The 25,564-nt window shown below is 44.3% G+C and carries 23 protein-coding genes; 5 read left to right on the top strand and 18 right to left on the bottom strand.

Annotated elements, in window-relative coordinates; genetic code table 11:
- Positions 1–164 precede the first annotated feature (164 nt).
- The 3 genes from cydS to ACR65F_RS06470 are packed head-to-tail and all read right to left on the bottom strand — an operon-like array spanning position 165 to position 2,674.
- The gene (cydS, locus tag ACR65F_RS06480; protein WP_255352978.1) at positions 165–290 is read right to left on the bottom strand and encodes a cytochrome bd oxidase small subunit CydS family protein; all 126 of its coding nucleotides are present in this window, start codon (positions 288–290) and stop codon (positions 165–167) included.
- Positions 291–302: 12 nt separating this feature from the next.
- Positions 303–1,328 (bottom strand): cytochrome d ubiquinol oxidase subunit II, encoded by a 1,026-nt coding sequence (locus ACR65F_RS06475; RefSeq protein ID WP_440503706.1) that lies wholly within the window; start codon positions 1,326–1,328, stop codon positions 303–305.
- Positions 1,325–2,674: a cytochrome ubiquinol oxidase subunit I gene (locus ACR65F_RS06470; RefSeq protein ID WP_440503705.1), complete on the bottom strand. Its 1,350-nt coding sequence runs from the start codon at positions 2,672–2,674 to the stop codon at positions 1,325–1,327. Before ACR65F_RS06470 ends, ACR65F_RS06475 begins: the two co-directional genes overlap by 4 nt.
- A 329-nt stretch (positions 2,675–3,003) precedes the next feature.
- Here ACR65F_RS06470 and ACR65F_RS06465 point away from each other — a divergent pair, with 329 nt between their 5' ends.
- Positions 3,004–3,435: an NUDIX hydrolase gene (locus tag ACR65F_RS06465; protein WP_039044035.1), complete on the top strand. Its 432-nt coding sequence runs from the start codon at positions 3,004–3,006 to the stop codon at positions 3,433–3,435.
- A 473-nt stretch (positions 3,436–3,908) separates the two neighbouring features.
- Here ACR65F_RS06465 and ACR65F_RS06460 read toward each other — a convergent pair whose 3' ends face one another.
- The 12 genes from ACR65F_RS06460 to ACR65F_RS06405 form a co-directional block, all read right to left on the bottom strand.
- Positions 3,909–4,823 (bottom strand): diacylglycerol kinase, encoded by a 915-nt coding sequence (locus ACR65F_RS06460; protein WP_039044016.1) that lies wholly within the window; start codon positions 4,821–4,823, stop codon positions 3,909–3,911.
- A gap of 47 nt (positions 4,824–4,870) precedes the next feature.
- On the bottom strand, positions 4,871–5,440 hold the full coding sequence (locus ACR65F_RS06455) for a thioredoxin family protein (RefSeq protein WP_440503704.1): 570 nt from the start codon (positions 5,438–5,440) through the stop codon (positions 4,871–4,873).
- A gap of 187 nt (positions 5,441–5,627) precedes the next feature.
- A complete protein-coding gene (gene gatB / locus ACR65F_RS06450) occupies positions 5,628–7,058 on the bottom strand; it encodes an Asp-tRNA(Asn)/Glu-tRNA(Gln) amidotransferase subunit GatB (protein WP_440503703.1) in 1,431 nt (476 codons plus the stop codon).
- Positions 7,059–7,060: 2 nt separating this feature from the next.
- Positions 7,061–8,521 carry an Asp-tRNA(Asn)/Glu-tRNA(Gln) amidotransferase subunit GatA gene (gene gatA / locus ACR65F_RS06445; RefSeq protein WP_440503702.1) on the bottom strand — a complete coding sequence of 487 codons (1,461 nt, stop codon included), beginning with the start codon at positions 8,519–8,521 and terminating at the stop codon, positions 7,061–7,063.
- A gap of 24 nt (positions 8,522–8,545) precedes the next feature.
- A complete protein-coding gene (gatC, locus tag ACR65F_RS06440) occupies positions 8,546–8,836 on the bottom strand; it encodes an Asp-tRNA(Asn)/Glu-tRNA(Gln) amidotransferase subunit GatC (protein ID WP_039044020.1) in 291 nt (96 codons plus the stop codon).
- A 73-nt stretch (positions 8,837–8,909) separates the two neighbouring features.
- The gene (locus tag ACR65F_RS06435) at positions 8,910–10,037 is read right to left on the bottom strand and encodes a CamS family sex pheromone protein (protein ID WP_039044021.1); all 1,128 of its coding nucleotides are present in this window, start codon (positions 10,035–10,037) and stop codon (positions 8,910–8,912) included.
- 8 nt (positions 10,038–10,045) lie between these two features.
- Positions 10,046–12,052 carry an NAD-dependent DNA ligase LigA gene (ligA, locus tag ACR65F_RS06430; RefSeq protein WP_440503865.1) on the bottom strand — a complete coding sequence of 669 codons (2,007 nt, stop codon included), beginning with the start codon at positions 12,050–12,052 and terminating at the stop codon, positions 10,046–10,048.
- 24 nt (positions 12,053–12,076) lie between these two features.
- Complete coding sequence (gene pcrA, locus ACR65F_RS06425; protein WP_440503701.1) at positions 12,077–14,302, bottom strand: DNA helicase PcrA; 2,226 nt, start codon at positions 14,300–14,302, stop codon at positions 12,077–12,079.
- A 49-nt stretch (positions 14,303–14,351) separates the two neighbouring features.
- Positions 14,352–15,050: a heptaprenylglyceryl phosphate synthase gene (gene pcrB, locus ACR65F_RS06420; protein ID WP_039044023.1), complete on the bottom strand. Its 699-nt coding sequence runs from the start codon at positions 15,048–15,050 to the stop codon at positions 14,352–14,354.
- A 125-nt stretch (positions 15,051–15,175) separates the two neighbouring features.
- Positions 15,176–15,490, bottom strand: a complete 315-nt coding sequence (locus tag ACR65F_RS06415) for a YerC/YecD family TrpR-related protein (protein ID WP_039044024.1) — start codon at positions 15,488–15,490, stop codon at positions 15,176–15,178.
- Between the two features lie 18 nt (positions 15,491–15,508).
- Positions 15,509–16,543 carry a DUF3048 domain-containing protein gene (locus ACR65F_RS06410; protein WP_440503700.1) on the bottom strand — a complete coding sequence of 345 codons (1,035 nt, stop codon included), beginning with the start codon at positions 16,541–16,543 and terminating at the stop codon, positions 15,509–15,511.
- Between the two features lie 10 nt (positions 16,544–16,553).
- Entirely contained in the window at positions 16,554–18,272 is a 1,719-nt protein-coding gene (locus tag ACR65F_RS06405) for an adenine deaminase C-terminal domain-containing protein (protein ID WP_440503699.1), read from the bottom strand.
- 137 nt (positions 18,273–18,409) lie between these two features.
- Here ACR65F_RS06405 and ACR65F_RS06400 point away from each other — a divergent pair, with 137 nt between their 5' ends.
- The 4 genes from ACR65F_RS06400 to ACR65F_RS06385 all read left to right on the top strand — a co-directional run bounded on the left by ACR65F_RS06400 (position 18,410) and on the right by ACR65F_RS06385 (position 23,100).
- Positions 18,410–19,102, top strand: a complete 693-nt coding sequence (locus ACR65F_RS06400; RefSeq protein ID WP_440503698.1) for a class I SAM-dependent methyltransferase — start codon at positions 18,410–18,412, stop codon at positions 19,100–19,102.
- A gap of 430 nt (positions 19,103–19,532) precedes the next feature.
- The gene (locus ACR65F_RS06395; RefSeq protein ID WP_052245986.1) at positions 19,533–20,894 is read left to right on the top strand and encodes a spore germination protein; all 1,362 of its coding nucleotides are present in this window, start codon (positions 19,533–19,535) and stop codon (positions 20,892–20,894) included.
- Positions 20,891–21,985, top strand: coding sequence for a GerAB/ArcD/ProY family transporter (locus ACR65F_RS06390; protein ID WP_052245987.1), 1,095 nt, complete (start codon positions 20,891–20,893; stop codon positions 21,983–21,985). Before ACR65F_RS06395 ends, ACR65F_RS06390 begins: the two co-directional genes overlap by 4 nt.
- The gene (locus tag ACR65F_RS06385) at positions 21,982–23,100 is read left to right on the top strand and encodes a Ger(x)C family spore germination protein (RefSeq protein WP_440503697.1); all 1,119 of its coding nucleotides are present in this window, start codon (positions 21,982–21,984) and stop codon (positions 23,098–23,100) included. Before ACR65F_RS06390 ends, ACR65F_RS06385 begins: the two co-directional genes overlap by 4 nt.
- Positions 23,101–23,151: 51 nt before the next feature.
- Here the strand turns inward: ACR65F_RS06385 and purB are convergent, their stop codons facing one another.
- The 3 genes from purB to ACR65F_RS06370 are packed head-to-tail and all read right to left on the bottom strand — an operon-like array spanning position 23,152 to position 25,206.
- Complete coding sequence (gene purB / locus ACR65F_RS06380; RefSeq protein ID WP_039044029.1) at positions 23,152–24,447, bottom strand: adenylosuccinate lyase; 1,296 nt, start codon at positions 24,445–24,447, stop codon at positions 23,152–23,154.
- A gap of 31 nt (positions 24,448–24,478) precedes the next feature.
- The gene (locus ACR65F_RS06375; RefSeq protein ID WP_039044030.1) at positions 24,479–24,673 is read right to left on the bottom strand and encodes an NETI motif-containing protein; all 195 of its coding nucleotides are present in this window, start codon (positions 24,671–24,673) and stop codon (positions 24,479–24,481) included.
- Complete coding sequence (locus tag ACR65F_RS06370) at positions 24,670–25,206, bottom strand: DUF2179 domain-containing protein (protein ID WP_039044031.1); 537 nt, start codon at positions 25,204–25,206, stop codon at positions 24,670–24,672. Before ACR65F_RS06370 ends, ACR65F_RS06375 begins: the two co-directional genes overlap by 4 nt.
- Between the last annotated feature and the right edge of the window lie 358 nt (positions 25,207–25,564).

The following is a 25,564-nucleotide window of genomic DNA, read 5'->3' as shown; positions in this document are numbered from 1 at the left end:
ATTCGTGCCTGCTTGATCATTTTCAGAGTTACTTGATCAGAATAAGTACATGCATGATCACTTTTGTACATGCTTGAGCGGATTTGAGAGCCCCTCAAGCAGAATGGAAAAGTTATCAGAGACTTTATCCTTATAAAAAAAGAGCTGCCTAAGCAGCCCTCTCCTCATTTCTTCTTTTCCTCTTTCTTTCGCTCAATCACCCAACCGTCCATTGGTGCGACGATAAACGCAACGATGATTAATCCTATTAATACAATGAATGGTGCGTAAAATATGATGAAGTCTTCCACACGATCGCCCCCTTATGCATGATAATCACCTTTTCCGCGCACGTAGTCTTTATCAAACAAGAATAGGCGCATGACTAGGATCAGTGATGGGATGAGTAGGCAGAGCCCGAGTATGAATACGACGATGAGCGAGATTGCCATTGCTGGATTTGTGAAGCTGTCGTAAATCGTCAAGTACGGGTAGAGCAAATATGGATAATGTGATGCCCCGTACCCATAGAATGCAAATGCGAATTGGCCAGCGAGCATTGTGAACGCCCACCCGTATTGCCGCTTTGTATAGAGTAAGAATACTGTCCCTACAAACAATAGGAAGGAAATCAGGAACATCGGCCAGAAGTTTTGGATGTTGCTGTAGTGTTCTGGCTGATACTTTTTGAGCTCATAAATGATCCCTCCTGCAGCAATCATCGTAGGAAGTGACCAAGTGAGTGCATACCTTCGTAGTAAACCTGCTGCTTCAGTGTCACGTGCTTTGTTGGCATACCACGTGAGGAATACTGCTGAAATATATAATGTTGCTGAGATACTAAGCACAACGATGGACCAGGTCAGTGGGCTCGTGAACAGCTTCCAATAGTCGAGAACTGGATTGCCGTCAACGAGTTCGATGAATCCACCTTCGGAAATCGTCAACACAATCGACAGTGATGCTGGAATGAGCAAACCTGCTAAGCCATACATGAACGAGTATCCCTTATGTCCGCGGGATCCATACGTCTCAAACGCGTAATAGGATCCCCGAATTGCCAGAAGGATTACTCCGAAACTTACGGGCACGAGCAACGTCGTTCCGTAATAGAACGCCGTTTTCGGAAAGAACCCGATGATTCCGACGAAGAAGAACACGAGAAAGACATTGGTAATTTCCCATACTGGGGACAAATAGCGCTGAATGACTTTCGTAAGGACGCGCTGCTTTCCGGTTATCAAGCTGTAAGCATTGAAGAATCCTGCACCGAAGTCGATGGCTCCGACCATAATGTAGCCAAACAGAAATGTCCACAGCACGGTGATTCCGAGTATCTCAAGGTTCATCGTACATCACGTCCTTTCAATGCATGACGGTCTTCCAGTTCTTTCTCTACTGGATTACGACGGAACATGCGACGTAGCACAACAATACTTCCAACACCAAGGACGAAATAGAGTAAGCAGAACAGAATGAGCATGGAGTCCACTTGACCACTGGTCGTTGCGGCATCTGATACTTTCATGATATCTCTCAATATCCATGGTTGACGACCTACTTCCGCAAACCACCATCCAAATTCAATAGCGAGCATTGTAAGTGGCCCTCCGAGAACAATGAGCCAGCGGAACCATTTCGATGCTACGAACTTCCATCCTCTCCACTGCCCTAGAAGGAATACGGCAGATAATAATGACATCCACATGCCGATGAAGACCATCAAGTTAAATAAGTAGTGGATGTAAAGTGGCGGCACTTCATCCTCCGGGAACTGATCCAGTCCAGTAACTTCCGCAAACGGATTGTTCGCTGCGAGTATGGAAAGTCCGTATGGAATTTTAAGTGCATATTTGACTTCATTGTCCTCTGTCAGAACCCCCATTAAGATGAGCTCCGCTTTGTCGGTCGTTTCAAAATGCCATTCCGCAGCGGCTAATTTTTCTGGCTGATACTCCGCTAAATACTTTCCGGAAAAGTCGCCGATAATTGCGGCACCAATCGAGAAGATGAAACCGACTTTCATGGTGAGAAATAGAGCTTTTTTGTGATATACATGATCGGATCCCCGAAGTAATCGGAATGCTGCGATTGCTGCTAATACGAATGCCGCCGTCATGAATGCTGTCACAACAACGTGTGCAACCTTCGTCGGCATCGCCGGGTTGAACATCGCAAGCAACGGGCTGATGTTGACAAGTTCACCGTTGAGAATGTCAAAACCACGTGGTGCGTTCATGAAAGCATTGACTATTGTGATGAAAACGGCTGAGAACGCTGCCCCGAGTGCTACTGGAATAAGTAGTAGCAAATGCTTTTTCTGGTTTTCAAATCGATCCCACGTGTATAAATAAATACCGAGGAAAATCGCTTCGAAAAAGAATGCGAACGTTTCCATAAATAACGGTAACGCAATGACATTGCCGGCTAATTCCATGAAATTCGGCCATAATAACGAGAGCTGCAAACCAATGGCGGTTCCCGTTACGACACCGACGGCTACAGTGATTACGAATCCGCGTGCCCACCTTCTGGCGAGTAAAATATAATGTTCGTCATTTTTCCGAATTCCGACCCACTGGGCTATCATGATCATGAGCGGTACCCCGACACCAATGGTCGCATAAATGATATGGAAAGATAATGTCGTTTCGGTTAAGACGCGAGAGAAAAATACTGCTTCTTCATTTCCCATGTGCGTTGCCTCCTTCACTAATAAAGTATCCCGCTATTTGTTGGTTTCTATCCAAATAATCGCCCAACAATCGAGAGTAGCATTATGCCCGCAACTCCAAATGCTAACCACATGAGGACTTTTTCCTGTTTTTTGTACATCAGGACACATCCTTTCCGTTATTTCTATCGAGTCATCCAACATGATGTACTAAGTACTTTCCCCACTTTGGATTAAATTACGCTTAATCGGGTAAATAAAAGTAAAAGTGTTGTAACGGTTTGTTACTTGAATACTTGAATTATTGTCAATTGTAGTGTATACTAGTACAATTAAGCGAGGTGAACGCAATGAAACTTAAACGGAAAGTACTTGCCTATATTACAAAGGGTGAAGAAGAAGACCGCCAACTTCTTGTGTTCGAGCATAGGGATTTCCCTGAAGCTGGGCTCCAAGTTCCAGGTGGCACGATCGAGAGGGACGAACTACTGATCGATGCTTTATATCGTGAGATTGAGGAAGAATCCGGCATCCAACGCGATGAACTTGTTTTATGTGGTAAACTGCATAAAACGAACTTTTTCCCGAAGGATAAAGATGAAGTACTTGAACGAAACGTTTTCCATTTCGACTATGTAGGAGATCACGAACGTGAGTGGGATTATAAGGTGCATGGAGATGGGAAAGATGAAGGATTGGTGTTCCAATTCAAATGGATCCCTGTTGAAGATCTTCCGAAGCTTGCATCGAAGCAAGACCAGGCATTGGAATTTATCGAATAAGAGTTGGTGGTCAGCAACGAGCCTTGAGCTCGTTGTTTTTTTTGTTTGGATGAAGAGTGAATGGAGCGGTTTACAGGCGAAATGGAGTGGATATTCTCATGTGAGTCGAGCGCTTGTGAGGAACGAGCGGGTCGCTCTCGTAAACGGGCGGGTTCTCTCCCATGAACGAGCGGGTCTCCCTTGTAAACGGGCGGACTCTCTCTTAGAACGAGCAGGTAGCCCTCGTTAATGGGAGGGTTCTCCCTCAGTACGAGCGGGTAACCTTCGTTAACGGGCGGGTTCTCCAAGAACGAGCGGGTAGCTCACGTAAACGGGCGGGCTCATCCCCAGAACGAGCGGGTAGCCCTCGATAACGGGCGGGTTCACTCCCAGAACGATCGGGTCACGCTCGAGAACGAACAGGTTTGATCGAAAGTATGAATTTCATCCCACACAAAAAACCCCGCACAGTAGTTCAGCGGAGTTTCAATGGATTACCATGTACGATCTTGTTCCCGAAGCTTATCGAATGGGACATACATTTCGATATGGCACGATAAGTTTTCGAAGACAGCGGGTGCTTTCCCACCATATTCACCATCCAAATTCACCAGGACTTCTTCTTCAGAGGTCACTTTGACCGTCTGGGCTTTGCACGAAATCACGAGTGGATCGTTTAAGTGCTCGCCTCGAACTGCAAGCGTCACGACGCGAATAAATTCTGCGATGTTACACTTTTTCAAGATAAGCAACGTGAATTTCCCGTCGTTAATGCTCGATTGAGGTGCGAGTTTTTCAAAGCCCCCAACAGAATTCGTCAAGCCTACTAAAAATAGCATGGCTTCATCGTCAAACACTTGATCATCATACTCGATTTTCACGCGGCTTGCATGAATGGATGGAAGCATTTCAATCCCTTTCAAGTAGTACGCGAGTTGACCGAGCATAGTCTTCAAACGGCTTGGGACTTCATACGTCAGTTCCGTCATTCGACCGCCCCCTGCAATGTTGATGAAGAATCGATCGTTCATCTTACCAACATCCACTGGAATTTTTTTGTCTTCTAGAATGATATCAAGCGCTTTGTGGATATCTCGTGGAATACGAAGTGCACGGGCGAAATCATTCGTCGTTCCCATTGGGATAAGACCAATCGGTGGACGCTCGTCGAACTCTGAAACTCCCGCAACGACTTCGTTCAACGTTCCGTCTCCACCAGCAGCAATAATTAAGTCAAAACCGCGTTCAACAGCCGCAGCGGCAGCTACGGTTGCATCGCCTTCACAAGTAGTTGCGTGTGCAGATGCTTCGTAACCAGCTTGTTCAAGCCGCATGAGCACATCCGCTAAATTTTTGCGGAAAACTTCCCGTCCCGCAGTCGGGTTATAAATTATACGAGCACGCTTCATACTTCGTTTCCCTCTTTCTGTTCACTCAGCTCCAGGTACACGAGCTTTTATTGAGCCTCTTGGACTACTGGCAAGAATGTAGTGCGAATGTCTTCGTAAACCGCAAGCCAATACTCCGGTTTAGTTGAATATTCAGCATGAATTTGTTCATACACCAATCGTTGCTTTTCTTCAAAATCCGGTGCATCTTTAGCTGGTATTTGTTGTTTCAACTCCATCACATGTTTTTGAATCGTGGAAGCACGTGGTCCCCATTTAGCAGCCACCTTGCCATCTGCATCGAGTAGTAGGTAGACAGGAATCGAACGCCCCCCATTCGTCAAATGGCGGTCAATGAGGTCTGTATCTTCATCCCGATACACTGCTCGAACGTCTAAATCCGCTGCTTCAGCAATTCGTCGTAGAACCGGGTTGTTCATCATCGCGTCTCCACACCAATCCTCGGTAATCACGAGAATTCGTGGCTTCACTTCTTTCAGTCGGGTGATGAATTCATCGTCTTTCGGCACATCAAACTTTTCATAAATTGAAAAACTGCTATCTTTCAGCTGCTCCATACGTTCCATATACTCTGTAAGTGAAATCGCTCGTTCAAAATACTCCAATTCAGTAGCCAACGACCCTCACACTCCTTTTAGTGATGTAGCTGATTCAATATAAATTCAGTCAAAACAGAAATGCAAAACAACCTTTTCTTAAGTGTACCTCTATCCACACATGGAAATCAATTTCCTTGCAACACTCACGAAAACGCCCTGTGTGGATAGCTTAAGCAAATTCACAGGGCGTTGTCGGATGTTCTACTTATCGCTTGCTGATTTCATCCAACAAGAGTTTGTTAACGAGCGGCGGGTTTGCCTGCCCTTTCGTTGCTTTCATTACTTGACCGACTAAGAATCCTACAGCACGGTCTTTCCCGTTCTTATAGTCCTCAATCGATTGCTCGTTCGCATCCAAAATCTCACCAATCACTGTACGCAACGTGCCTTCGTCGGAAATTTGGACAAGTCCTTTTTCCTTTACAATCACTGCAGCGTCGCCACCGTTTTCAGCAAGTTCTTTAAATACTTTCTTCGCGATTTTCGATGAAATCGTTCCATCTGAAATGAGTTTCACGAGGCTTGCAAGACCTTCAGGCGTAATTGGAGTTTCCTTCAATTCTTTGCCTTCAGCATTCAAGTACTCGGATACTCCGCCCATGAGCCAGTTCGATGCTAGTTTCGCATCCGCGCCAGCCTTCACAGTTTCATCGAAGAAATCGGACATTTCTTTCGTCAATGTCAACACGTGTGCATCGTATGCAGGTAAGTCAAGCTCGTTTACATAACGATTTTTACGTGCATCTGGAAGTTCAGGAATTTCTGCACGTACGCGCTCAATCCAGTCTTCGTCGATAACGATTTCCGGAAGATCTGGATCATCGATGAAGCGATAGTCGTTCGCGCTTCCTTTAATACGCATCAGAACAGTTTGTCCTGTTGCTTCGTCATAACGACGTGTTTGCTGGACGATTTTCTCTCCAGAAAGCAACAATTTCTCTTGGCGTTCGACTTCGTTCGCGATTCCGCGACGCACGAAGTTGAAAGAGTTCAAGTTTTTGAGCTCTGTCTTCGTACCGAATTCATCTTGACCATATGGACGAAGTGAAATGTTAGCATCACAACGGAGTGAGCCTTCTTCCATTCGTACGTCTGATACGCCAGTATATTGAATAATCGCTTTCAATTTTTCAAGGAAAGCATATGCTTCGTTCGGTGTACGAATGTCTGCCTCAGTAACGATTTCGATGAGTGGTGTTCCTTGACGGTTCAAATCAACGAGAGAATATCCGTTATCAGAGTGCGTCAGCTTCCCTGCATCTTCTTCCAAGTGCACACGCTCAATGCGGATTTTCTTTTTATAGCCATCTACTTCAATTTCGATCCAACCGTTTGCGCCAACTGGACGATCGTCTTGGGAAACTTGATAAGCTTTTGGATTATCCGGATAAAAGTAGTGCTTGCGGTCGAAGTTCATGACACGTGCAACGTCACAGTTCAGTGCCATTGACGCTTTCATCCCGAAGTCGATTGCTTGTTTGTTCATCGTCGGCAATGTGCCTGGATACGCAAGGTCAGTCGGGTGAATGTTCATGTTCGGTGCTGCGCCAAAGTGGGCAGGTGCCGGTGAAAAGATTTTCGTATTTGTTTTCAGTTCTACGTGGACTTCAAGTCCGACAATCGTTTCAAAGTTCATAATCAGTTCCCCTCCCGAGCAGGCGGTGTCTGTTTGTGGAATTCTGTCGCTTGCTCATATGCATGCGCCACTTTATAGAGCATCGCTTCTTCGAAATGGTTTCCGATGATTTGCAAGCCGACTGGTAAGCCTTCTGCAAAGCCACACGGAACCGAGATTGCTGGAATACCAGCAAGGTTTACAGGTGTAGTCAGTAAGTCGTTTGCGTACAGCGTAAGCGGATCTTTGATTGTCTCGCCAAGTTTGTATGCGTTCGTTGCACTAGTTGGTCCAACGATGACATCGTATTGTTTAAAGACGTTTTGGAAATCTTGAGCGATCAATGTACGTACTTTTTGTGCACGCTCGTACAAGTCTTCATGATGACCGGCACTAAGTGCATATGTTCCGTACAGGACACGTTTACGAACTTCTTCGCCGAAGCCTTCAGAACGTGAACGCAAATAGATCTCGTTCAAGTTTTTAGCATCTGCTGGGTGGTAACCGTAGCGAATACCGTCAAAACGAGCAAGGTTCGATGATGCTTCTGCAGATGAAATCACGTAGTATGTCGGTGCAGCATAACGAGAGTAGTGTAAGTCTACTTCATCAACATGCGCTCCAAGAGATTCAAGTACTCCAATCGCCTTTTTAACAGCTTCACGTACTTCTGGATCGACACCTTCACCTAAATAACGAGCTGGCACGGCTATTTTCAAGCCTTTAATGTCTCCCGTTAATGAGTTACGGAATTCCGGAACCGGCTTTTCAGATGCTGATGCATCACGATAGTCAGCACCCGCGATTGCGCTAAGCAACATTGCGTTGTCTTCAACCGTTGTCGTAATTGGCCCGATTTGGTCCAAAGATGATCCGAATGCAACAAGACCAGAACGTGATACACGACCGTATGTTGGTTTCATACCCACTACGCCACAAAATGCCGCTGGCTGACGTACTGATCCACCTGTATCTGATCCAAGGGAGAATAGAACTTCTCCAGCAGCGACTGCCGCTGCAGAACCGCCTGAAGATCCACCCGGTACTCGGTCCAAGTTCCAAGGATTACGTGTGATTTGGAACGCAGAGTGCTCTGTTGTTGAGCCCATTGCGAACTCGTCCATGTTGAGCTTTCCGACAACTACCATCCCGCTATCTTTCACACGTTCTGTAGCTGTCCCTTCATAGACAGGAACGAAGTTTTCCAACATTTTACTCGCACATGTTGTTTTGATGCCTTTTGTAATAATGTTGTCTTTAATACCAATCGGCATGCCGAATAGGCTACCACGTTTGTCATCAGGAAGGTTGTCCAACTGTTCGGCAGCAGCAATGGCTTCTGGTCCAGTCACAGTTAGGAAGGCCTGAATGGTTTTATCTTTTTCTTCAATAGTTTGCAGTGTAGCTTCAGTTAGTTCTTTAACCGATAGTTCACGACTATGTAAAAGAGACTGAAGTTCAGACGCAGTTTTGTTTACTACCATAAGTCAATTCCTCCTCTATACAGGTCAATCTAGGATGTTCGGTACTTTAATAAGACCATCTTCGTGATCTTCTACACTCTTCAGCATCTCATCACGATCGAGAATGTCTTCCGGTGTGTCTTCGCGCAACACATTCACAATTGCTAGCGGATGCGTCATCGGTTCCACATCAGTCGTATCGAGTTCTTTTAGTCGATCTGAAAACTCGAGCAGTGTGTCCAAACGAGTCGCGAACTTCTCCGCTTCCGCGTCTGGCATATCAATCCGTGCGAAATTCGCATAATACTGGATATCCTCTTTAGTAAAATTGGACATAGTCTCTCCTCCTGGCTTTTGTACAATACGATTAATCATAACACCTCAGGCAGATGATGAAAAGTTCCTATTCTCAATATGAGTAGATGTGTACAGTTGGTTCCTTTTCACCCGGCTTTTTCATAATTAATGACTCAGGGCCGTTATTAGATGTAATGCTCACTTCGACTTCAATATCTGGATAATATTTCAACACTAGCGATGTCATATATTGTGTCAACGCAACGATTTCATTTTTCCCATAGAACTGGATTGGGACATTAATTTTAAGCGATTTAAGATTGTTATCGCTGTAAAATGCTGTTCCTACAATACTAACAAATCCAGGGAAATAATCGTTCACGTCTTCCTTCAATTTTTCAAACGTCAGATTCGCATCGCGATAATTATTGTTGTTCGATGACGCGGGAAGTAGGACGAAATCCTCGTTCACTTCTTTCCAGCCGGATGGTGCATCTTTGCCTTTATCAACAACTGTGGTCGCGAAGTACGTCCCAGGAACGATTGAGCTGCGCGGTTCCTGTTTGTATAGACCAATCGTAATCGGTACATCACCGACGCCATCGATTTTGCGCATCCGCTTAACGATGGTTTCTGCCATTTTAATCCCTTGTTGTTGAATCGTCTTGTCTGGAATATTTTTTTCAGACGCATCTCGCTGGTAGAACACGGAGTTCATGGCAAGACCAATTGAAATGCCCGCTAGACCCACTTTTTTATCGCCCGTTTTCACGTAGTAGTTTTGCTCAACGATATGCGCCAGATAGACAGGCGCTTTCTCACTAATGTCTTGAGGGGACATCTTATCGTTTATGGGCGGGTTCAGTCCTTCGTCAAACTTCGAGCTTCTCGATAGCCAACGAATTGCAGTTTTCTCATCGATGAATTGTCCTTCTTGGAAAAAGTGATCTTTTGGATCGAACTTTTTTGCCGATAATCGAAGGAGCCCCTCCTCAACCTCGCCAATATCATACTTACTATATACTTGATTAACAATTAATCCTCGACTCGCACTCTTTTTAAACGGGAGTAACGTTCGGTAATATTGCTCATTCAGCTGTACTTCAGGAATGAGTACGGTCTCTTGTTCAACGTCTTCGTTTTCTTGAATGACTTCATCATCTTCCGGTCCGATTGACGGGATACACCCGCCAAGGAACAGAACAGAAGCGATTACCGGTATTGTGAATAACCTTTTCATCTAATTGTTTACTCCTTTACTTCCAGCACTTCAATGAGCTTCGCTTCGTCCCATACGTCAATGCCGAGCTCTTCCGCTTTCGCAAGCTTAGATCCTGCGTCTTCTCCTGCAATCACGAGGTCAGTCTTTTTGCTGACACTCCCGCTCACTTCACCGCCAAGCGCTTCAATCTTCTCTTTTGCTTCGCCTCGAGTCAAAATCGATAGCTTTCCTGTTAAGACAACTTTTTTACCAACGAACGGACCCTCGTCAGGGATTTCTAGCTGCGTGCGTCCTTTGTATTGCATGTTGACGCCGTAGTCTTTCAACTTTTGAATGACTTCGAGAACGTCTTCATTGGAAAAGTATGTTTCAATCGAATCGGTCACTTTTTCTCCAATTTCATGGATTGCAAGCAACTGTTCCTGGTCTGCATCCATCAGTACATCTAATGAGCCAAATTCACGCGAAAGTAAAGTCGCTGCTTTTTCTCCGACATGTCGAATACCAAATCCGAATAGAAGTTTTTCTAATGAGTTCTCTTTTGAAGCAGCAATCGCCGATACGAGATTGGATGCTGATTTCTCCCCCATCCGTTCAAGCTCAAGCAGCTGGTCTTCTGTTAATCCGTAAAGATCCGAAAAATCTTTGACGAGCTCTGCAGTGTAAAGCTGATCGACAACGCGTTCCCCAATTCCCTCTATGTTCATCGCATTACGCGAGACAAAGTGAATAAGCGCCTCTTTTAACTGAGCTGGACATTGAGGATTCACGCAACGTAACGCGACTTCTCCTTCAATGCGTACGAGTTCCGAATCGCAAACCGGACAATTTTCCGGCATGTCAAACGGCTCTTCACCGCCCGTCCGCTTATCAACAAGTGGCCCTATGACTTCCGGAATGATATCGCCTGCTTTTCGAATCGTTACGTAATCACCAATTCGAATATCTTTTTCATGGATCAAGTCTTCGTTATGAAGCGAAGCTCGCCCGACTGTCGTTCCTGCAACACGAACAGGCTCCAAAATCGCAGTCGGTGTAACTGTCCCTGTTCGACCGACACTCAGTTCGATGTCGAGCAGTTTGGTCACGACTTCTTCTGCAGGAAACTTGTAAGCAGTTGCCCAACGGGGACTTTTCGCTGTATAGCCCAGCTGTTCCTGGTCTTCGAAACTGTCGACTTTAATGACAATGCCGTCAATTTCATAATCAAGATTGGAGCGTTTGTCTCCCCAGCTGTTAACGTATTCGATGACTTCTTCAATCGATTTGCATCGCTTGCGTTCATGGTTCGTCACAAGGTCAAGGTTGTCGAGATAGTCGAGTGCTTCTGAGTGTGTGGCCTGCCCATACGCTTCACCATCTCCACCAATTCCGTATAAAAAGACTGCGAGATTCCGGCTCCCAGCAATCTTTGGATCAAGTTGACGCAACGAACCAGCAGCCGCATTTCGCGGATTCGCAAATGGTTCATCGCCTGATTCGTCACGGGCTTCGTTAAGACGAACAAAAGACTTTTTCGGCATATAGGCTTCGCCGCGCACTTCGATTTTGATCGGCTCGCTTAGTTTGAGTGGAATGGATCGAATTGTTTTCAAGTTTGCCGTGATATCTTCTCCGACGGATCCGTCACCACGAGTAGATCCTTGAACAAATCGACCGTTTTCATATTTCAATGAAACCGCAAGTCCATCAATTTTCAATTCACAAATATAAGATACCTTATTACCGACCGCATCTCGGACTCGGCGGTCAAATTCGCGAATGTCTTCTTCGTTAAACACATTCGACAAACTGAGCATCGGATAGTCGTGTTCGACTTTCGTAAAGCCTTCAAGCACACTTCCGCCTACTCGCTGTGTAGGTGAATCCGGGTAGATCAAATCTGGATTCTCCGCCTCAATCGCCAGCAGTTCTTGCATCAGTTTGTCGTACTCCGCGTCAGAAACAACCGGTTTGTCAAGCACATAATACGCTCGTCCATACTCGGTGAGTAGCTTATTCAATTCCAACACGCGTTGTTCGAGCTCGTTAATATCGCTCACATTGCGTTCCTCCTCTTACACTTTTTCAATCGGTGCAAATTTCGCAAGCAATCGTTTAATGCCGACTTCCGGGAATGCGATGTCGAGTTCAACATCATCCGCTGAACCTTTGACACTAACGACTGTACCTGTACCCCATTTTTTGTGAGCGGCTTTGTCACCTGCTGACCATCCTAGCTTTTCCCCACCCGTCGTTTCGTAGACAGGCTTTTTCACAGCAGGGCGCTTTGGTTCGTCAAAGCGCGATCCACCGACAGAGAAACCGCCAGAAGCGTTCTCTAGTTCGATCACTTCATCAGAGATTTCGCTAATAAAACGAGATGGATTGTTGTAACTGAATTTACCGTACAACATTCTGCTCGAGGCTGAAGACATGAATAATTTTTGTTCTGCCCGCGTAATTGCTACGTACGCAAGACGTCGTTCTTCTTCCATTTCCTCGTCATTTCCAATCGAACGGGCATGCGGGAAAATATTCTCTTCCATACCGATTACAAATACGACTGGGAACTCAAGTCCCTTTGCAGAGTGCGTCGTCATTAAGACGATTTTTTCTGTCGATTGGTTCTCTTCTTTGTCGAGAGAGTCGATATCTGCAATGAGTGCCAGATCCGTCAAGAATGCTACGAGTGATTTGTCGCCTTCGTCATCTTCTGCACGTTTTTCAAATGCTTCTGTGACGGATAAAAACTCATCGATGTTCTCGAGGCGGCTTTCCGATTCAATCGTTTTTTCGCGTTCAAGCATCGCCCGGTATCCGGTTTTATCCAACACTTGCTCGGTCAGTTCTTTGACAGACAAAAACTCTTGCATCTGCGTGAAGTTTTGAATCAGGTCGCGAAACTTTGCCGACTCTACTGCTGCTTTTTTTGTCAGACCCATGAAGTCCAATTCTTGCATCGCATCGAAAATGGATCGGTCGTTTTCAATCGCGAATCGCGCCATACGTTCAAACGACGTTGCGCCAATACTACGTTTCGGTTCGTTAATGATTCGTGCAAGTGCGAGGTCATCGTCATTATTTGCGATCAGTCGCAAGTATGCAAGCAAATCCTTGATTTCTTTGCGATCATAGAACTTCGTGCCGCCGACAATTGTATATTCCAAATTCGATTTCACTAAGTATTCCTCGATCATCCGAGATTGTGCATTCGTCCGGTACAGGACGGCGAACTGATCGAGTGAATAGCCTTGTTCTTGCTGCAACTCAATGATTTTGCGGACAACGTATTGGGACTCATCTTTTTCGTCGGTCGCTTTATAAACGGTGATAGAATCGCCTTGATCGTTCTCTGTCCGAAGTCGTTTATCGTAACGGCTTTCATTGTTTTTAATGACGTCATTTGCTGCTTGTAAAATGTTTTGGGTTGAGCGATAGTTCTGTTCCAGTAAAATGACTTCAGCATCTTTATAATCTTTTTCAAACGACAAAATGTTGCCGATATCAGCGCCACGCCATTTGTAGATCGACTGATCGGAATCACCCACCACACAAATATTGCGGAATTTCTCCGCCAACATTTGAACGAGTCGATATTGCGCGTGGTTGGTATCCTGATATTCATCGACATGGATGTACTGGAACTTGTCTTGATAGAACTCGAGCACATCTGGAACTTGCTCGAATAATCTCAATGTCAGCATGATCAAATCGTCGAAATCGAGAGACTGATTTTTACGCAGTTTTTTCGTATAGCCATCGAAAACGTCTGCGATAACCCGGTCGTATGGATTCGATTCGTTCACACCTGCCCGATATTCTTTTGCATCGATGCATTCGTTTTTCGCAGAGCTGATAATGTTGAGTAACGTCCGTGGATCATACTGCTTTGGGTCTAGATTTTGTTCTTTCAGGACTGATTTAATGGCAGATAGCTGATCTGAGGAGTCCAAAATGGAGAAGGTTTTGGAAAAGCCGATCCGGTCGATGTTGCGACGCAAAATCCGCACGCACATCGAGTGGAATGTGGATACCCACATCCGATCACCTGATCCTTCGCCGAGTAACCCATCGATTCGGTTCCGCATTTCTCGAGATGCTTTGTTTGTAAAGGTAATCGCAAGAATTTTAGATGGATAAACGTTTTTTTCAATGACCAGATAGGCAATCCGGTGAGTAAGTACGCGTGTTTTACCGGATCCTGCGCCCGCCATAATGAGCAAAGGACCTTCTGTTTTCTTTACGGCTTGTGCCTGTTCAGGGTTCATCCCCGTCAGTAAGTCTTGTGCGAGTTCTTTCATAATCTATAACCGCCTTTTAGGAACGTTTGTTCTTCAAGTATACACGAAATCACTTTGGACTGGTAACTCCTTTTACCGCATCCACTGTTGCAAGTGCTTTCTTCAAATCATCATAAATGACGTTGCCAATCACGACTGTATGGGCAATTGCCGCCATTTCAGCTGCTTGTTCTGCAGTGCGGATACCACCGCCATAGACAAGTCTGGTTTCATCCAACACAGATGCAGCGGCACTGACGATTTTCGGATCTCCGTACGTTCCGCTATATTCCAAGTAAAAAATCGGTAGCTTGAATAAATGCTCCGCCATCCGCGCGTATCCGACGACATCGTCTTGTGTAGGCATTTCGGTTGCACCGGTCAATTGAGCTGCTTTACAATCCGGGTTCATAATACAGTAGCCTTCTGTTGCAACCTCTTCCCATTTCATCATATGACCGAATTCCTTCAATGCTTCGAGATGGATGCCGTTCATCCACTTCACGTCTTTCGCATTCAATACAGTTGGGATGAAGTAATAGTCAAAACCAAATGTAACAGCATCTACGTCAGAAACTTCGAGTGCAAGTGGCACTGCGTAGCGACGCAATCGTGAAAGTAAATCAAGTACGCCTTCCAAAGTGATATTGTCGGTTCCCCCGATGATCAATCCATCGGTTCCCGATTCTGCGAGTTGCTCAAGCGCCTCGTCTGAAATTTCTTTTGCGGGATCTAATTTAAAGGCATGACGCCAAGTTCGAACATCCATTTTCAGTCACCTGCTTTTTCGTAATTACGTTCCTTACAGTATAGCAAAAAATACGCTCTGGTTCTCGTTGACACTCATACAAATGAAAAAACCGGACAGCCTGTAGCTGTTACCGGTTTATAAAGCTAGTTATCTTCAGATGGCGACTCTTTTTTTTCGTTCAAACGATCGACAATCAAGTTGTATCCGCCTGTGCCGTAATCGACGCATCGACGAATTCTGGAGATGGTTGCGGTACTCGCACCTGTTTCACTTTGAATTTTGTCATAAGTGTGCTTTTTTTTCAGCATAACTGCCACGTCAAGTCGTTGTGCAAGAGATTGAACTTCTCCAATTGTACATAGATCATCAAAGAACGCATAGCATTCATCCAAATCCTTTAACTCTAATATTGCGCGAAACAACTGATCGGTCTGTTCGCCTTTTATTTTTTCTAACATAAGAAACTACCTCCGTCCTTAAGGGGTATAAGTCGTCGTGTTGCCAATCGCTTGTTCATGAACGATATGGAACCACGTCTGACCTGGTACTAATTTTGCAGGTACCCCGTTCTGTACAGGTGTAATCACGCCATCGATTTGTTTCCATTCGAGTGTAAGCGCGACGCCATTCTGAAACAAAATAGCAGGTCCGCCTTTTGTTAAATCCAACGATTGTCTTCCTTCTGCGTCAATGGTTGTATAAGGGGCTTCCATGACGACGATATTCGTAGGTGTTACCTTTTTGTCGTCGCCTTTGTCTGTCGTAATGATTCCATTAACGGAACGCTCATACGTTTTAGTTTCTGCGTCAAATGTATACGTACTTGTGAAATTCGGGTCTGGGTGACCGACAACAATTGTCGATGCAATCTCTCCTAGTTTAGCACTATCAGCGTCTGGATGGAACGAAAGCGCTGGTACTTCCCGGATTTCAGTGTCAATCGATAAATCCTCCATGGCTTGTTCGATATGCTCTGTTGAAATGTATGAGTTATGTGGCGCTTTACGCTCTTTGGAGCGAACGAAATAAGTTCCGTCATACTGCATTCCATTGATGTTGTCTACCATTCCTGCAGTCAATAACGCGTGTGCATCAGGACTATAACCATGCGCAATATAGAAAGCATCCAAACCATCTGCAATTTCGATGAAATAATCACGTGCGCTTCGAATCGGTCCGATTTCCTCAGGAATTTGACTTTGATAGAGCGCAAGCAGCCGGGTGATATTCCCTTCTGCAAACACTTCATAAACGACATCCGCCTGACTTAACCCGGATTGCGGACGAGCAAGCGGGTGATTATTGACAGTCGCAAGAATTGGCCGTAGATCTGCCGATTCCACTGCCATTCCCGAAAACGGTGCAGTTGGTTGTGCGCTGGTCTCCACTGTCTCTCCTGACTCTCCTGCTTCGACTTCTGTTTGTGGCAGCTCTTCTTTATCCTTTGAACAGCCAACGAGTAAAACCTGTCCGACGAGTAATGCCGTAAAAAGTACTTTCGTTACATTCATAGTGGCTCTCCTATCGTTCTGTCATGGGTATCAAAACCTTATTTCTCATTACATCTGAAACGCCAAACTGTGTTATCCGTACATATGGCAAATGGGTGGACTGTAGGAAAAGTAAACTGTAAACAGCATCCCCTTTTTCGTACCCTCTGTCTCGTAATTCTTGCTTGAATACACGTTCTTGTTCGCGCAACGTTTCAATAGGTTGATCGGACAGACTGCCGCCTATTGATAGTGGCAATTCGCATAGAATCCCATCATTTTCAGAGAGGACAATTCCTCCGCCTAGTTTTTTCAGATGACCGAACGCCCGAAGCATTTCGTTCTTGTCTTTCCCGATTAAAATAATGTCTCCCGTGTTGGAATAGGAAGAAGCGAGACCTTGCACGGAGCGCGCGAATCCTTTAATGATCGTATTTACCCGCCACTTCCCATCGCGGTCAATGAGCGCGAGGAACGACTCATCATGATTACCTTCCAATTGCTCAGCGGACAAATCGACAGTTGTCTCATAGGGCTTCGTGATGACATCATTTAGCATATCGATGCCGACTGGTTCTGTTGCAGTTAAATCTTCTAACGTGAGATCGAAATCGGGTGCAAAATCCGGGAATACTGACCACTCTGCTTTGTTGAATTTGATACACGCTTGTCCATCACGCTTCAACCAAATCCCTTTAGATAACACGTCTGTCGGGTTCGGTTCGTGAATGTCGGATAAAAAGTTCAGTGTTGCAAAACGTCCCGGTGCTATTACACTATGTAATTCATCGATATCATAGTACCTTGCGATGTTATATGATGCCATTTGGTACGCATCAATTGGATCAACTCCGACTTCTAGTGCAATACGAATGCATTTATCCATCACACCATCCTCGTGAAATAGCGGCGGAGAACCGTCCGTCGTCATCATAAGATGGTCGAATACATTGAGCCCTTTTTCGAGAATGCCTTCGAGCAACGGTTTCAAGTCAGGGCGAATAGAAGATTCTCGGAGTGTCACGGCATACCCTTGCAGCAACCGCGTTTCCACCTCATCCGCTGTCATCGATTCATGGTCCCCATTCACACCAAGGAGCCGCATGCGGGCAAGTGTGCGTTCAGATGCGCCTGGAAAATGTCCTTCGACTTTTTTACCGAGCTGCTTCGCTTTTTGGAGCGACGCTGTCATGACAGGATCGCCTTTTAATAACCTCGGCCACCCTGTTAACTCGCCCCCCATAAGGACGTCGTCACGCTTCAGCCATTCAGCGACTTTTTCTGGGGCAAAAACTTCAGCTTCGTTCTGTAAATTCGTTTGTGAATCCATGCGTGCCCACCAGTAGAATGAAAACGGCAATTCTTTCAATTGGTCGAGTAACGTGAAGGCGTGCTGTTGGTCAATCGACATGAGCAGCATTAAGTTGTCCGATAAAAACGTTGTCGTCCCTTGTTGCGCAGCAAATTGAGCGAACGTTTCCGGGTTATATAATTGAAATGGATGCACGTGTGGTTCTATGTATCCCGGGACAATCCATTTGCCTGTTGCATCGATCAGTTCAGCACCTTCTGTCATTGCTGGCATGCGCTCACCTGTATAGAGAATGCGACCGTGCTTGATCCAAATCGTACCTGTTTTCCATTGTTTTAAAACAGAATGTAAATACGTGGCATTCGTGATGATTAAATCCGGTGCTTCTTTTCCGTCAATGACGGCAAGTTGCGAAGCGATTTCTTCCGCGTTCCACATTGAGATCGTCTCCTTTATCATCTTTTGCTACATTTATCCTACCATAGCTTGGAAAGTGTGAATAGATAGTGAATGAAGGAACTGACGGTGTCCGCAGCGAAATTTTAGTGAAGAGAATTTTTAGGAGTGTGATTTCATTGACAGAACGATTAACATTCGATGCCGACACAGCAACAGAATACGATAGAGGGATCCGCAGGACACTGCCGACCTATGATGGGCTCGTCCGGCTTTCGAATACGGCTCTTCGGATACGTGCTGGAGAGAATGCCGAAGTTCTGGTGATTGGTGCAGGTGGTGGGAATGAATTACTGGAGTTTGCAGAGCACAATCCTACTTGGGCGTTTACTGCGGTGGATCCATCCGAACCGATGCTGAACGAAGCGCGTGCGAAAGTGGAAGGACGATTTGGAACGGACCGCTCGGATTTTGTCGTGGGGAGTGCACGGGATGTGTCTGTAGAGAACTTATTTGACGCTGCGTCCTGTTTGCTTGTGTTGAATTTTATTGAAAGCGTCGAGGAAAAATTGACGTTACTTCGGGAGATTCGGTTAAGGCTGAAGCCCGGCGCACCGTTTGTGATTGCGTCTATGGCTGGTGATCGAAATGATCCATCATTCGATGAATTATTCGGGCTGTGGCGGCAAAGTTGGATTGACCGATCTTCGTTGTCAGAAACACAAGTTTTGGAGATGGAGAATACGGTGCGTGCGTTGTCATTTATTTCTTGCGATGAGATAGAAGGGCTGTTGCGGGAAGCTGGGTTTGGCCACATCACTCAATTTTTCCAGACGACATTTTTTAGTGGCTGGATGTGTGTGGCGGATTGAGGTGGGGACAGATTTGGAATTTAAGAGTACTTTCGTGAGGGTATGATCACTTTCAAGCTTTTATGAGCACTTTTCAGGGTTTATGATCACTTCTCAGGGTTTATGAGCATTTCCTAGCTTTTATGATCACTTTTCATGGTTTATGAGCACTTCCCAGCTTTTATGATCACTTTTCATGGTTTATGAGCACTTTCCAGCTTTTATGATCACTTTTCATGGTTTATGAGCACTTCCCAAGGTTTATGAGCACTTTCACAGAGTCATAATCACTTCCCATACTTTTATGAACCCCTTTAACACTTTGTACCCATGAATCGCCTTATTTTAACGACTCCAACGTTCACATCCCAAGCATTCATCGCGAATAAAATACTTCGTTTTCGGTTAGGCTAAGCACACTATATGCGTGACCGAAAAGGAGTGGATTGGGATGACAGAAAGCAAGAAGCCGGAGATGCCGCCGTTCATGAAATCAATATCTGAAGCACTGCCATCCTCTTTTGATGTCTTGCACGTTCCCCTTACACTCGATGACGCGCACGTCCATCTCCTCTATATGAAAACTGTTGTGGATGGCTTAACTTTGCAACAATCAATCATTAAACCCTTTTATGAGCTGGACGATGAACGAAAATTCGGTGCTTACATACAAGGTCTTCCCAATCGATTGGATCCTCCTCAACCGGATGAACTACTTATCATGCTCACTTCAGGGTTTGTACTCGTCTATGCGGATTCCACCTACAGTATTCTCGAAATAAGAAAGTTGGGAAATACATTACAAGGACCTACAATTTCTGAAACAACCATTCACGGTCCCCAACTCTCACTCAGTGAAGATTTAGAAACGAATGTTAGCATCGTCAGGCAACATTACCATCAGCCAAACCTCTATGTTGAAACCCATCAATTAAATGATAAAAGCAATATGTCAATCGCCCTTCTTTATGATGAAAAAGAGGTGAACGTGGATGTATTACGTCGAGTTAAAGAGAAATTGGATGGTTTGGACGAACCTCTCATTCAATCTGCAGGTGAACTTGCCGTTCGTCTAACTAGCAGACGCTTCACCCTATTTCCAACTTCAATTCTTACGGAACGGCCCGATCGAATCGTCTATAACCTAACTGGCGGGAAAATCATATTACTCGTTGACAATTCTCCTTATGCAATTGTATTACCTGTTATCTTTTTCGATTTCATGGTTTCAATGGAAGAAAACTACCATACTTATGTGATATCCCTGTACAACACATTACTCGGTTGGTTCGGATTGCTCAATTGTTTACTACTACCCAGTTTGTATGTTGCATTCACTGCGTATTCACCTGAAGTACTAAGTTCCGAACTAACCCTGACCATGGCAGGAAGTCGGATTGGCGTCCCCTATCCCTCCTTTATAGAAGTCATCATCATGCTATTCTTTGTAGAACTACTTACAGAGGCCAGTGTGCGGCTTCCTAGATCCATAAACGCTGCTGCTACGACAGTTGGTGGCTTAATTTTAGGAACCGCTGCAACAGAGGCCTCGCTCGCCTCCAATGTTCTCATCATGATCATCGCGATTGTTGCGATTTCTACATTTGTTATTCCAATGAATGAACTCGGATTCGCAGTCAGAATAGTGAGATTACTTATAATCCTTTTCACAACATTGTTTGGCTTAATTGGACTAATATCAGGGTTACTTTTACTCATTGTCCACCTTACGAACATGGATAGTTTTGGTGAACCTTATTTAAGAATCGGTTGGCGCGGAAAGCGGAGTGAAAAGATGGTGAATAGCGAGTGAGTCGTTTCTTGTATTTCTTAATTTTCACAAACATGATGGCAATTATCACGACGCCCATCCCACGTATTTTATTGGTACAATCCGCAGATGGTGCAATCGGTTCTATGATCATTGGAACGCTAGCTGGAGTGCTGTTTACGTATATCACCGTGAAATTTTTCGCACAGTTTCCAGGAATGGACTTGATTGATTTATTACAGACGTATACCTCTTCGTGGGTTCGTATACCTATCACGATTTACTTCACGATCTTTTGGTTTATTGCTGGACTTATCACTCTCGTCATGACCGTTTTTCTACTCATTACGTTTCTAACTCCAGAAATGTCTATCTATATCATTACCTTATCTATACTAATTACTGTTTTCTTTGGCGTATTGCTCAAGTCTAAAAGTGTTTTGTTTACGTTGGAAATTGTTTTTATTCTCATGATTCCAGTTGGTTTGCTAATGTTTTTCAAACTCTATTCCGCTCCTGAGGTGGAATGGGACCAAGCCCGGTTAGCAATCATGCACATAAACCAAGTCCCTAAATACGGCTCAATTGTAGCAACCATCTTTGTGTTTCTAGGTTGTAGCAATCTCATTATCTTTAACCGATACTTTAAGGAAAAACAAAAGGTATCCCTTCTCTCCCTAGGTGCTATCACTTTATTCGGGGTAGTTATGCTGGTTACATCGTATTTCATTCCCATTGGTCTTTCCGGATTCGACCGAATAGGTCAACTCATCTTTCCTTGGACTTCATCTGCGGATGCGGTTCGCATGAAATTCGGACTAATCGAACGTGTAGTTTTCATTTTCATGTTTATTTTTGTGACGATAGCCTTTGTCAGTATCATCATTCATTGGCACATCTCCTACAAATTAATTCTAAGCATTTTCCGACTGAAGGCTTTACAAGTCAAACAACAGAATTTCACACCTTTTCTAGTTGTCACTGTTTTTTTATTAATTGGTTTGTGGATAACTGCACTGCTCACGCAATATGAGCTCTATCAATATACAAGATATTACTACTACACAATCCCACTATTTATAGCCGTTTTCTTCCTAACTATGATGGCGATTAAGAGAGGGGCATCTAAATGAGTTCAAAATGGATGAAAGTCGCTGTTCTTTCCATTCTTTTAATCATTCTTACTTCGTCGATTTCTGGTTGTGCATATAAAGGTGTGGACAAGCGTGCATTCGTCGTCGGAATTGGAGTTGATCCTGCGAAAGAGAACGGTAATAAGTTTAGAGTCACGTTAAAACTTGCGAAACCTATTGCTTCTTTAAAATCTTCAACCGCAAATGAATATGAACTTTTAGTACATGAGAGTGATTCAGTTGCTGAAGCCATCCGTTTTTTAGAAACGCGAGAAGATAAAGTGATGGATTTCAGCCAAACAAAAATTCTCGCGTTGAATGAGGACTTACTGTCAGGTGACTTATTTCCATTAATGGATTACTTCGTTCGACGTGGTGATCTTCAACTCGTTTTATATGTACTAATGGCAAAACCGACCGCTGAAGAGGTACTAAAGGCTCAACCACCTCTTGAAGCAGCAGGAGAAAATTCACTCTATAATTACTTCGACAAAACAGGGACGGAAAGCCCTTTTGTCACGACGACCTTCTTATTCGAATTCCGAAGGGACTACGATACTAAAGGAAAAAGTTCCGCGCTTCCTATTGTTGAGGCAAACGAAGCAGGTACCCAGTTAACGGTTACCAACTCCATTGTTTTAAAGAATACGGTCGAACCCTATGTCTTAACACCTACCGAAACAAAATTATTTAACACACTCGTCGATGGCGCAGGGGGTTATGGTTATAAAATTGAAAATGCCGGCTACAAATTCATGCTCACATTGGACCACGTAAAGATGAAGATCAAAATTCATGAATACGACGGACAAAAACCTCGAGCAGAAGTTAAGATAAAAGCTGTCGGAGCTATTAGCGAATCAGACAAGTTATTAAAACTTAAAGAGCTTGATCATTACAGCAAAATATCAGGCGAACAGTTTGGAGAACAAGTGAAAAACTTATTTGTAGATCTCCAGGAAAAGAATGTTGATCCATTCGGATTTGGTTTAAAATACCGATCTAGTCGACTAAATACTAAGGATACGTTAGATAATTGGAAAGCAATATACCCTGAGCTTGAATTCGACGTCAAAATGGACATGCAGCTTAAATCGGTAGGGGCAATAGAATAAAAAAAGGTTCCGGCGTGTATGCCGGAACCTTTTTCATTGTTCTAAACACTATTAAGCTAATCCGATTCTCTTAAAGATCATGTCAATCTTCTGTAGATGATAGTTGTAGTCAAAACACTCATCAATTTCTTCATCACTTAAATGATTCGTAATCGTTGAGTTGCCTTTGACTAACTCCTTAAACGAACATTGCTCATCCCAAGACTGCGCAGTCAAAGGTTGTACCGTATCGTATGCCGATTCGCGAGACATCCCTTTATCGATCAAAGACAACAACACACGTTGTGAGTAAATCAAGCCGTGTGTACGATCCATGTTACGCTTCATATTTTCAGGATAAACCGTCAAGTTCTTCATGATATTTCCAAAACGATTCAACATATAATTCAGTGCGATTGTCGCATCCGGCAAGATCACTCGTTCTGCGGATGAATGAGAAATATCTCGCTCATGCCATAACGGTACATTTTCATAAGCGGTCATCATATAGCCTCTAATGAGACGTGATAGCCCCGCCATATTTTCAGACCCAATTGGGTTGCGTTTGTGAGGCATTGCCGAAGAACCTTTTTGTCCTTTGGCAAAGAACTCCTCGACTTCACGAGTTTCAGATTTCTGAAGTCCGCGTACTTCAACTGCAAACTTTTCAATCGATGTCGCAATTAATGCCAATGTTGAAAGGTATTGAGCATGACGATCACGCTGAAGCGTTTGTGTAGAAACAGGTGCTGGAGTCAGCCCTAACTTCTCACATACATACTGTTCTACAAACGGATCTACGTTCGCATAGGTACCCACTGCACCAGAAATTTTACCAGCTTGCACTGATGCTGCTGCTGCGTCGAATCGCTCCAGGTTACGCTTCATCTCTTCATGCCATAATGCGAGTTTCAGTCCAAATGTTGTCGGCTCTGCATGCACACCATGTGTACGACCCATCATTACAGTGTATTTATGAGCTTTCGCCTTTTCAGCAAGAATATCGATGAATCTCACGAGATCTGCCCGTAAAATTTGGTTAGCTTGAAGCAATAAATACGAAAGCGCAGTATCCACAACATCAGTTGAAGTAAGCCCATAATGGACCCATTTGCGCTCCTCTCCAAGCGTTTCAGAAACGGAACGAGTGAAGGCTACAACATCATGGCGTGTTTCTTTTTCAATTTCAAGGATTCGATCCACAGAAAAGCCTGCGTTCTGTCTGATTTTCTCTACATCTTCTTTAGGAACATCTCCAAGCTCAGCCCACGCTTCACTCGCTAAAATCTCAACTTCCAACCACGCATTATATTTATTTTCATCTGTCCAAATCGCTCCCATTTCAGGGCGTGTATACCGTTCAATCATCGTCTAGTTCCTCCTTGGACCCTCAACTCAATCATTCACTATCTGCCAGGACACCTTTCAATTGGATCATCTGGCGGATCGGCACGTACTTGCCATCACGTTCTTCAAATAACGGTTCTTCCTTACGTCCAGCAGGCATGTAACCTTCTGCTTTCATACGTTCTATACAATCCGAAATCGTCTCATGCTCTTCAACTTGAAACCATACTGTTTTACGTTGGCTCATTTAAATAACTTCCCTCTTTTAACAGACTTGACCCAGAATCCTCCTCGAATTGTTTTCGGTTCATAGGAGATGATAAAGGCTTTAGGATCAAGCTCGGCAATCGTAGTATAAAGTTTGAGCTCATATTTACGTGGGGTCAATATCTGCATAGCAGAACGATTCCCCCCTAAACCATGTGCTGCCCAATCTGTTACACCATACCCTTTAGAGCGTAACGTCGATGCCAGCTCTTTATTAAGCTCATCTGTAATGACGTTAACGGTGATATAGCCAAGTGCCATTTTCTCTTCAATTTTTGTTCCAACCACTACACCCGAACCAAAACCGAGTGCATAGGCAACTAAGTTTTGAATTTGATCAAGACTGTCTAATACAAGCCCAAGTCCCACTACATAGACTACCACTTCAAACATACTAACGAGGGCTGCAAAATAGCGATATCCTTTTAACGTTAAAATCATTCGCATGGTAGAAAAAGTTACATAAACAATATTAATCACAAAGATAATCAAAACCATTACCCAAGGATTCATGTGGCACCCCTCCATTCTACATGATTCATGGTACATGGGAAACGGTATGATTACAAGTGAAGTCCATGCGATTGGATGTTAAACCGGTCGCTAGGCAAGTTGGTAAAGTTGTGTTCATATATTTCAATGCTTGAAGTAAAATTAATGTAACCTGAAACAGGTCTTGATGAATTCTCATAAATTTTGGATTCCACTCACAAACTCTCGGATTATGATCATAAACTTCGGCTTCCGCTCATAACTCCCGGATTGTGATCATAAACTCTTGATTCCGCTCATAATGAAGATAGTATAGAAAGTGGACACAATCCAATGAGCGTGTTTGGATAGAGAGAACATACTAACTGAACGGAGCGTG

It is taken from the genome of Sporosarcina sp. SAFN-010, from assembly GCF_059415065.1.
Note: the sequence above shows the minus strand (reverse complement) of the source record. Positions and strands in the feature narration are given on the sequence as shown.

Bases quoted from the DNA above. Each gene is read 5' to 3' on its own strand.
- purB (WP_039044029.1), bottom strand. From the start codon at position 24,447: ATGATTGAACGGTATACACGCCCTGAAATGGGAGCGATTTGGACAGAT.
- ACR65F_RS06470 (WP_440503705.1), bottom strand. From the start codon at position 2,674: ATGGGAAATGAAGAAGCAGTATTTTTCTCTCGCGTCTTAACCGAAACG.
- ACR65F_RS06415 (WP_039044024.1), bottom strand. From the start codon at position 15,490: ATGTTAGAAAAAATAAAAGGCGAACAGACCGATCAGTTGTTTCGCGCA.
- ACR65F_RS06375 (WP_039044030.1), bottom strand. From the start codon at position 24,673: ATGAGCCAACGTAAAACAGTATGGTTTCAAGTTGAAGAGCATGAGACG.
- ACR65F_RS06460 (WP_039044016.1), bottom strand. From the start codon at position 4,823: ATGAAGCGTGCTCGTATAATTTATAACCCGACTGCGGGACGGGAAGTT.
- pcrB (WP_039044023.1), bottom strand. From the start codon at position 15,050: ATGGATGTTCGAACTTGGCGTCATGCCTTTAAATTAGATCCCGCAAAA.
- gatA (WP_440503702.1), bottom strand. From the start codon at position 8,521: ATGGTAGTAAACAAAACTGCGTCTGAACTTCAGTCTCTTTTACATAGT.
- gatC (WP_039044020.1), bottom strand. From the start codon at position 8,836: ATGTCCAATTTTACTAAAGAGGATATCCAGTATTATGCGAATTTCGCA.
- ACR65F_RS06410 (WP_440503700.1), bottom strand. From the start codon at position 16,543: ATGAATGTAACGAAAGTACTTTTTACGGCATTACTCGTCGGACAGGTT.
- ACR65F_RS06385 (WP_440503697.1), top strand. From the start codon at position 21,982: ATGAGTTCAAAATGGATGAAAGTCGCTGTTCTTTCCATTCTTTTAATC.
- ACR65F_RS06370 (WP_039044031.1), bottom strand. From the start codon at position 25,206: ATGAATCCTTGGGTAATGGTTTTGATTATCTTTGTGATTAATATTGTT.
- ACR65F_RS06405 (WP_440503699.1), bottom strand. From the start codon at position 18,272: ATGTGGAACGCGGAAGAAATCGCTTCGCAACTTGCCGTCATTGACGGA.
- ACR65F_RS06475 (WP_440503706.1), bottom strand. From the start codon at position 1,328: ATGAACCTTGAGATACTCGGAATCACCGTGCTGTGGACATTTCTGTTT.
- gatB (WP_440503703.1), bottom strand. From the start codon at position 7,058: ATGAACTTTGAAACGATTGTCGGACTTGAAGTCCACGTAGAACTGAAA.
- pcrA (WP_440503701.1), bottom strand. From the start codon at position 14,302: ATGAAAGAACTCGCACAAGACTTACTGACGGGGATGAACCCTGAACAG.
- ACR65F_RS06395 (WP_052245986.1), top strand. From the start codon at position 19,533: ATGACAGAAAGCAAGAAGCCGGAGATGCCGCCGTTCATGAAATCAATA.
- ACR65F_RS06435 (WP_039044021.1), bottom strand. From the start codon at position 10,037: ATGAAAAGGTTATTCACAATACCGGTAATCGCTTCTGTTCTGTTCCTT.
- ACR65F_RS06465 (WP_039044035.1), top strand. From the start codon at position 3,004: ATGAAACTTAAACGGAAAGTACTTGCCTATATTACAAAGGGTGAAGAA.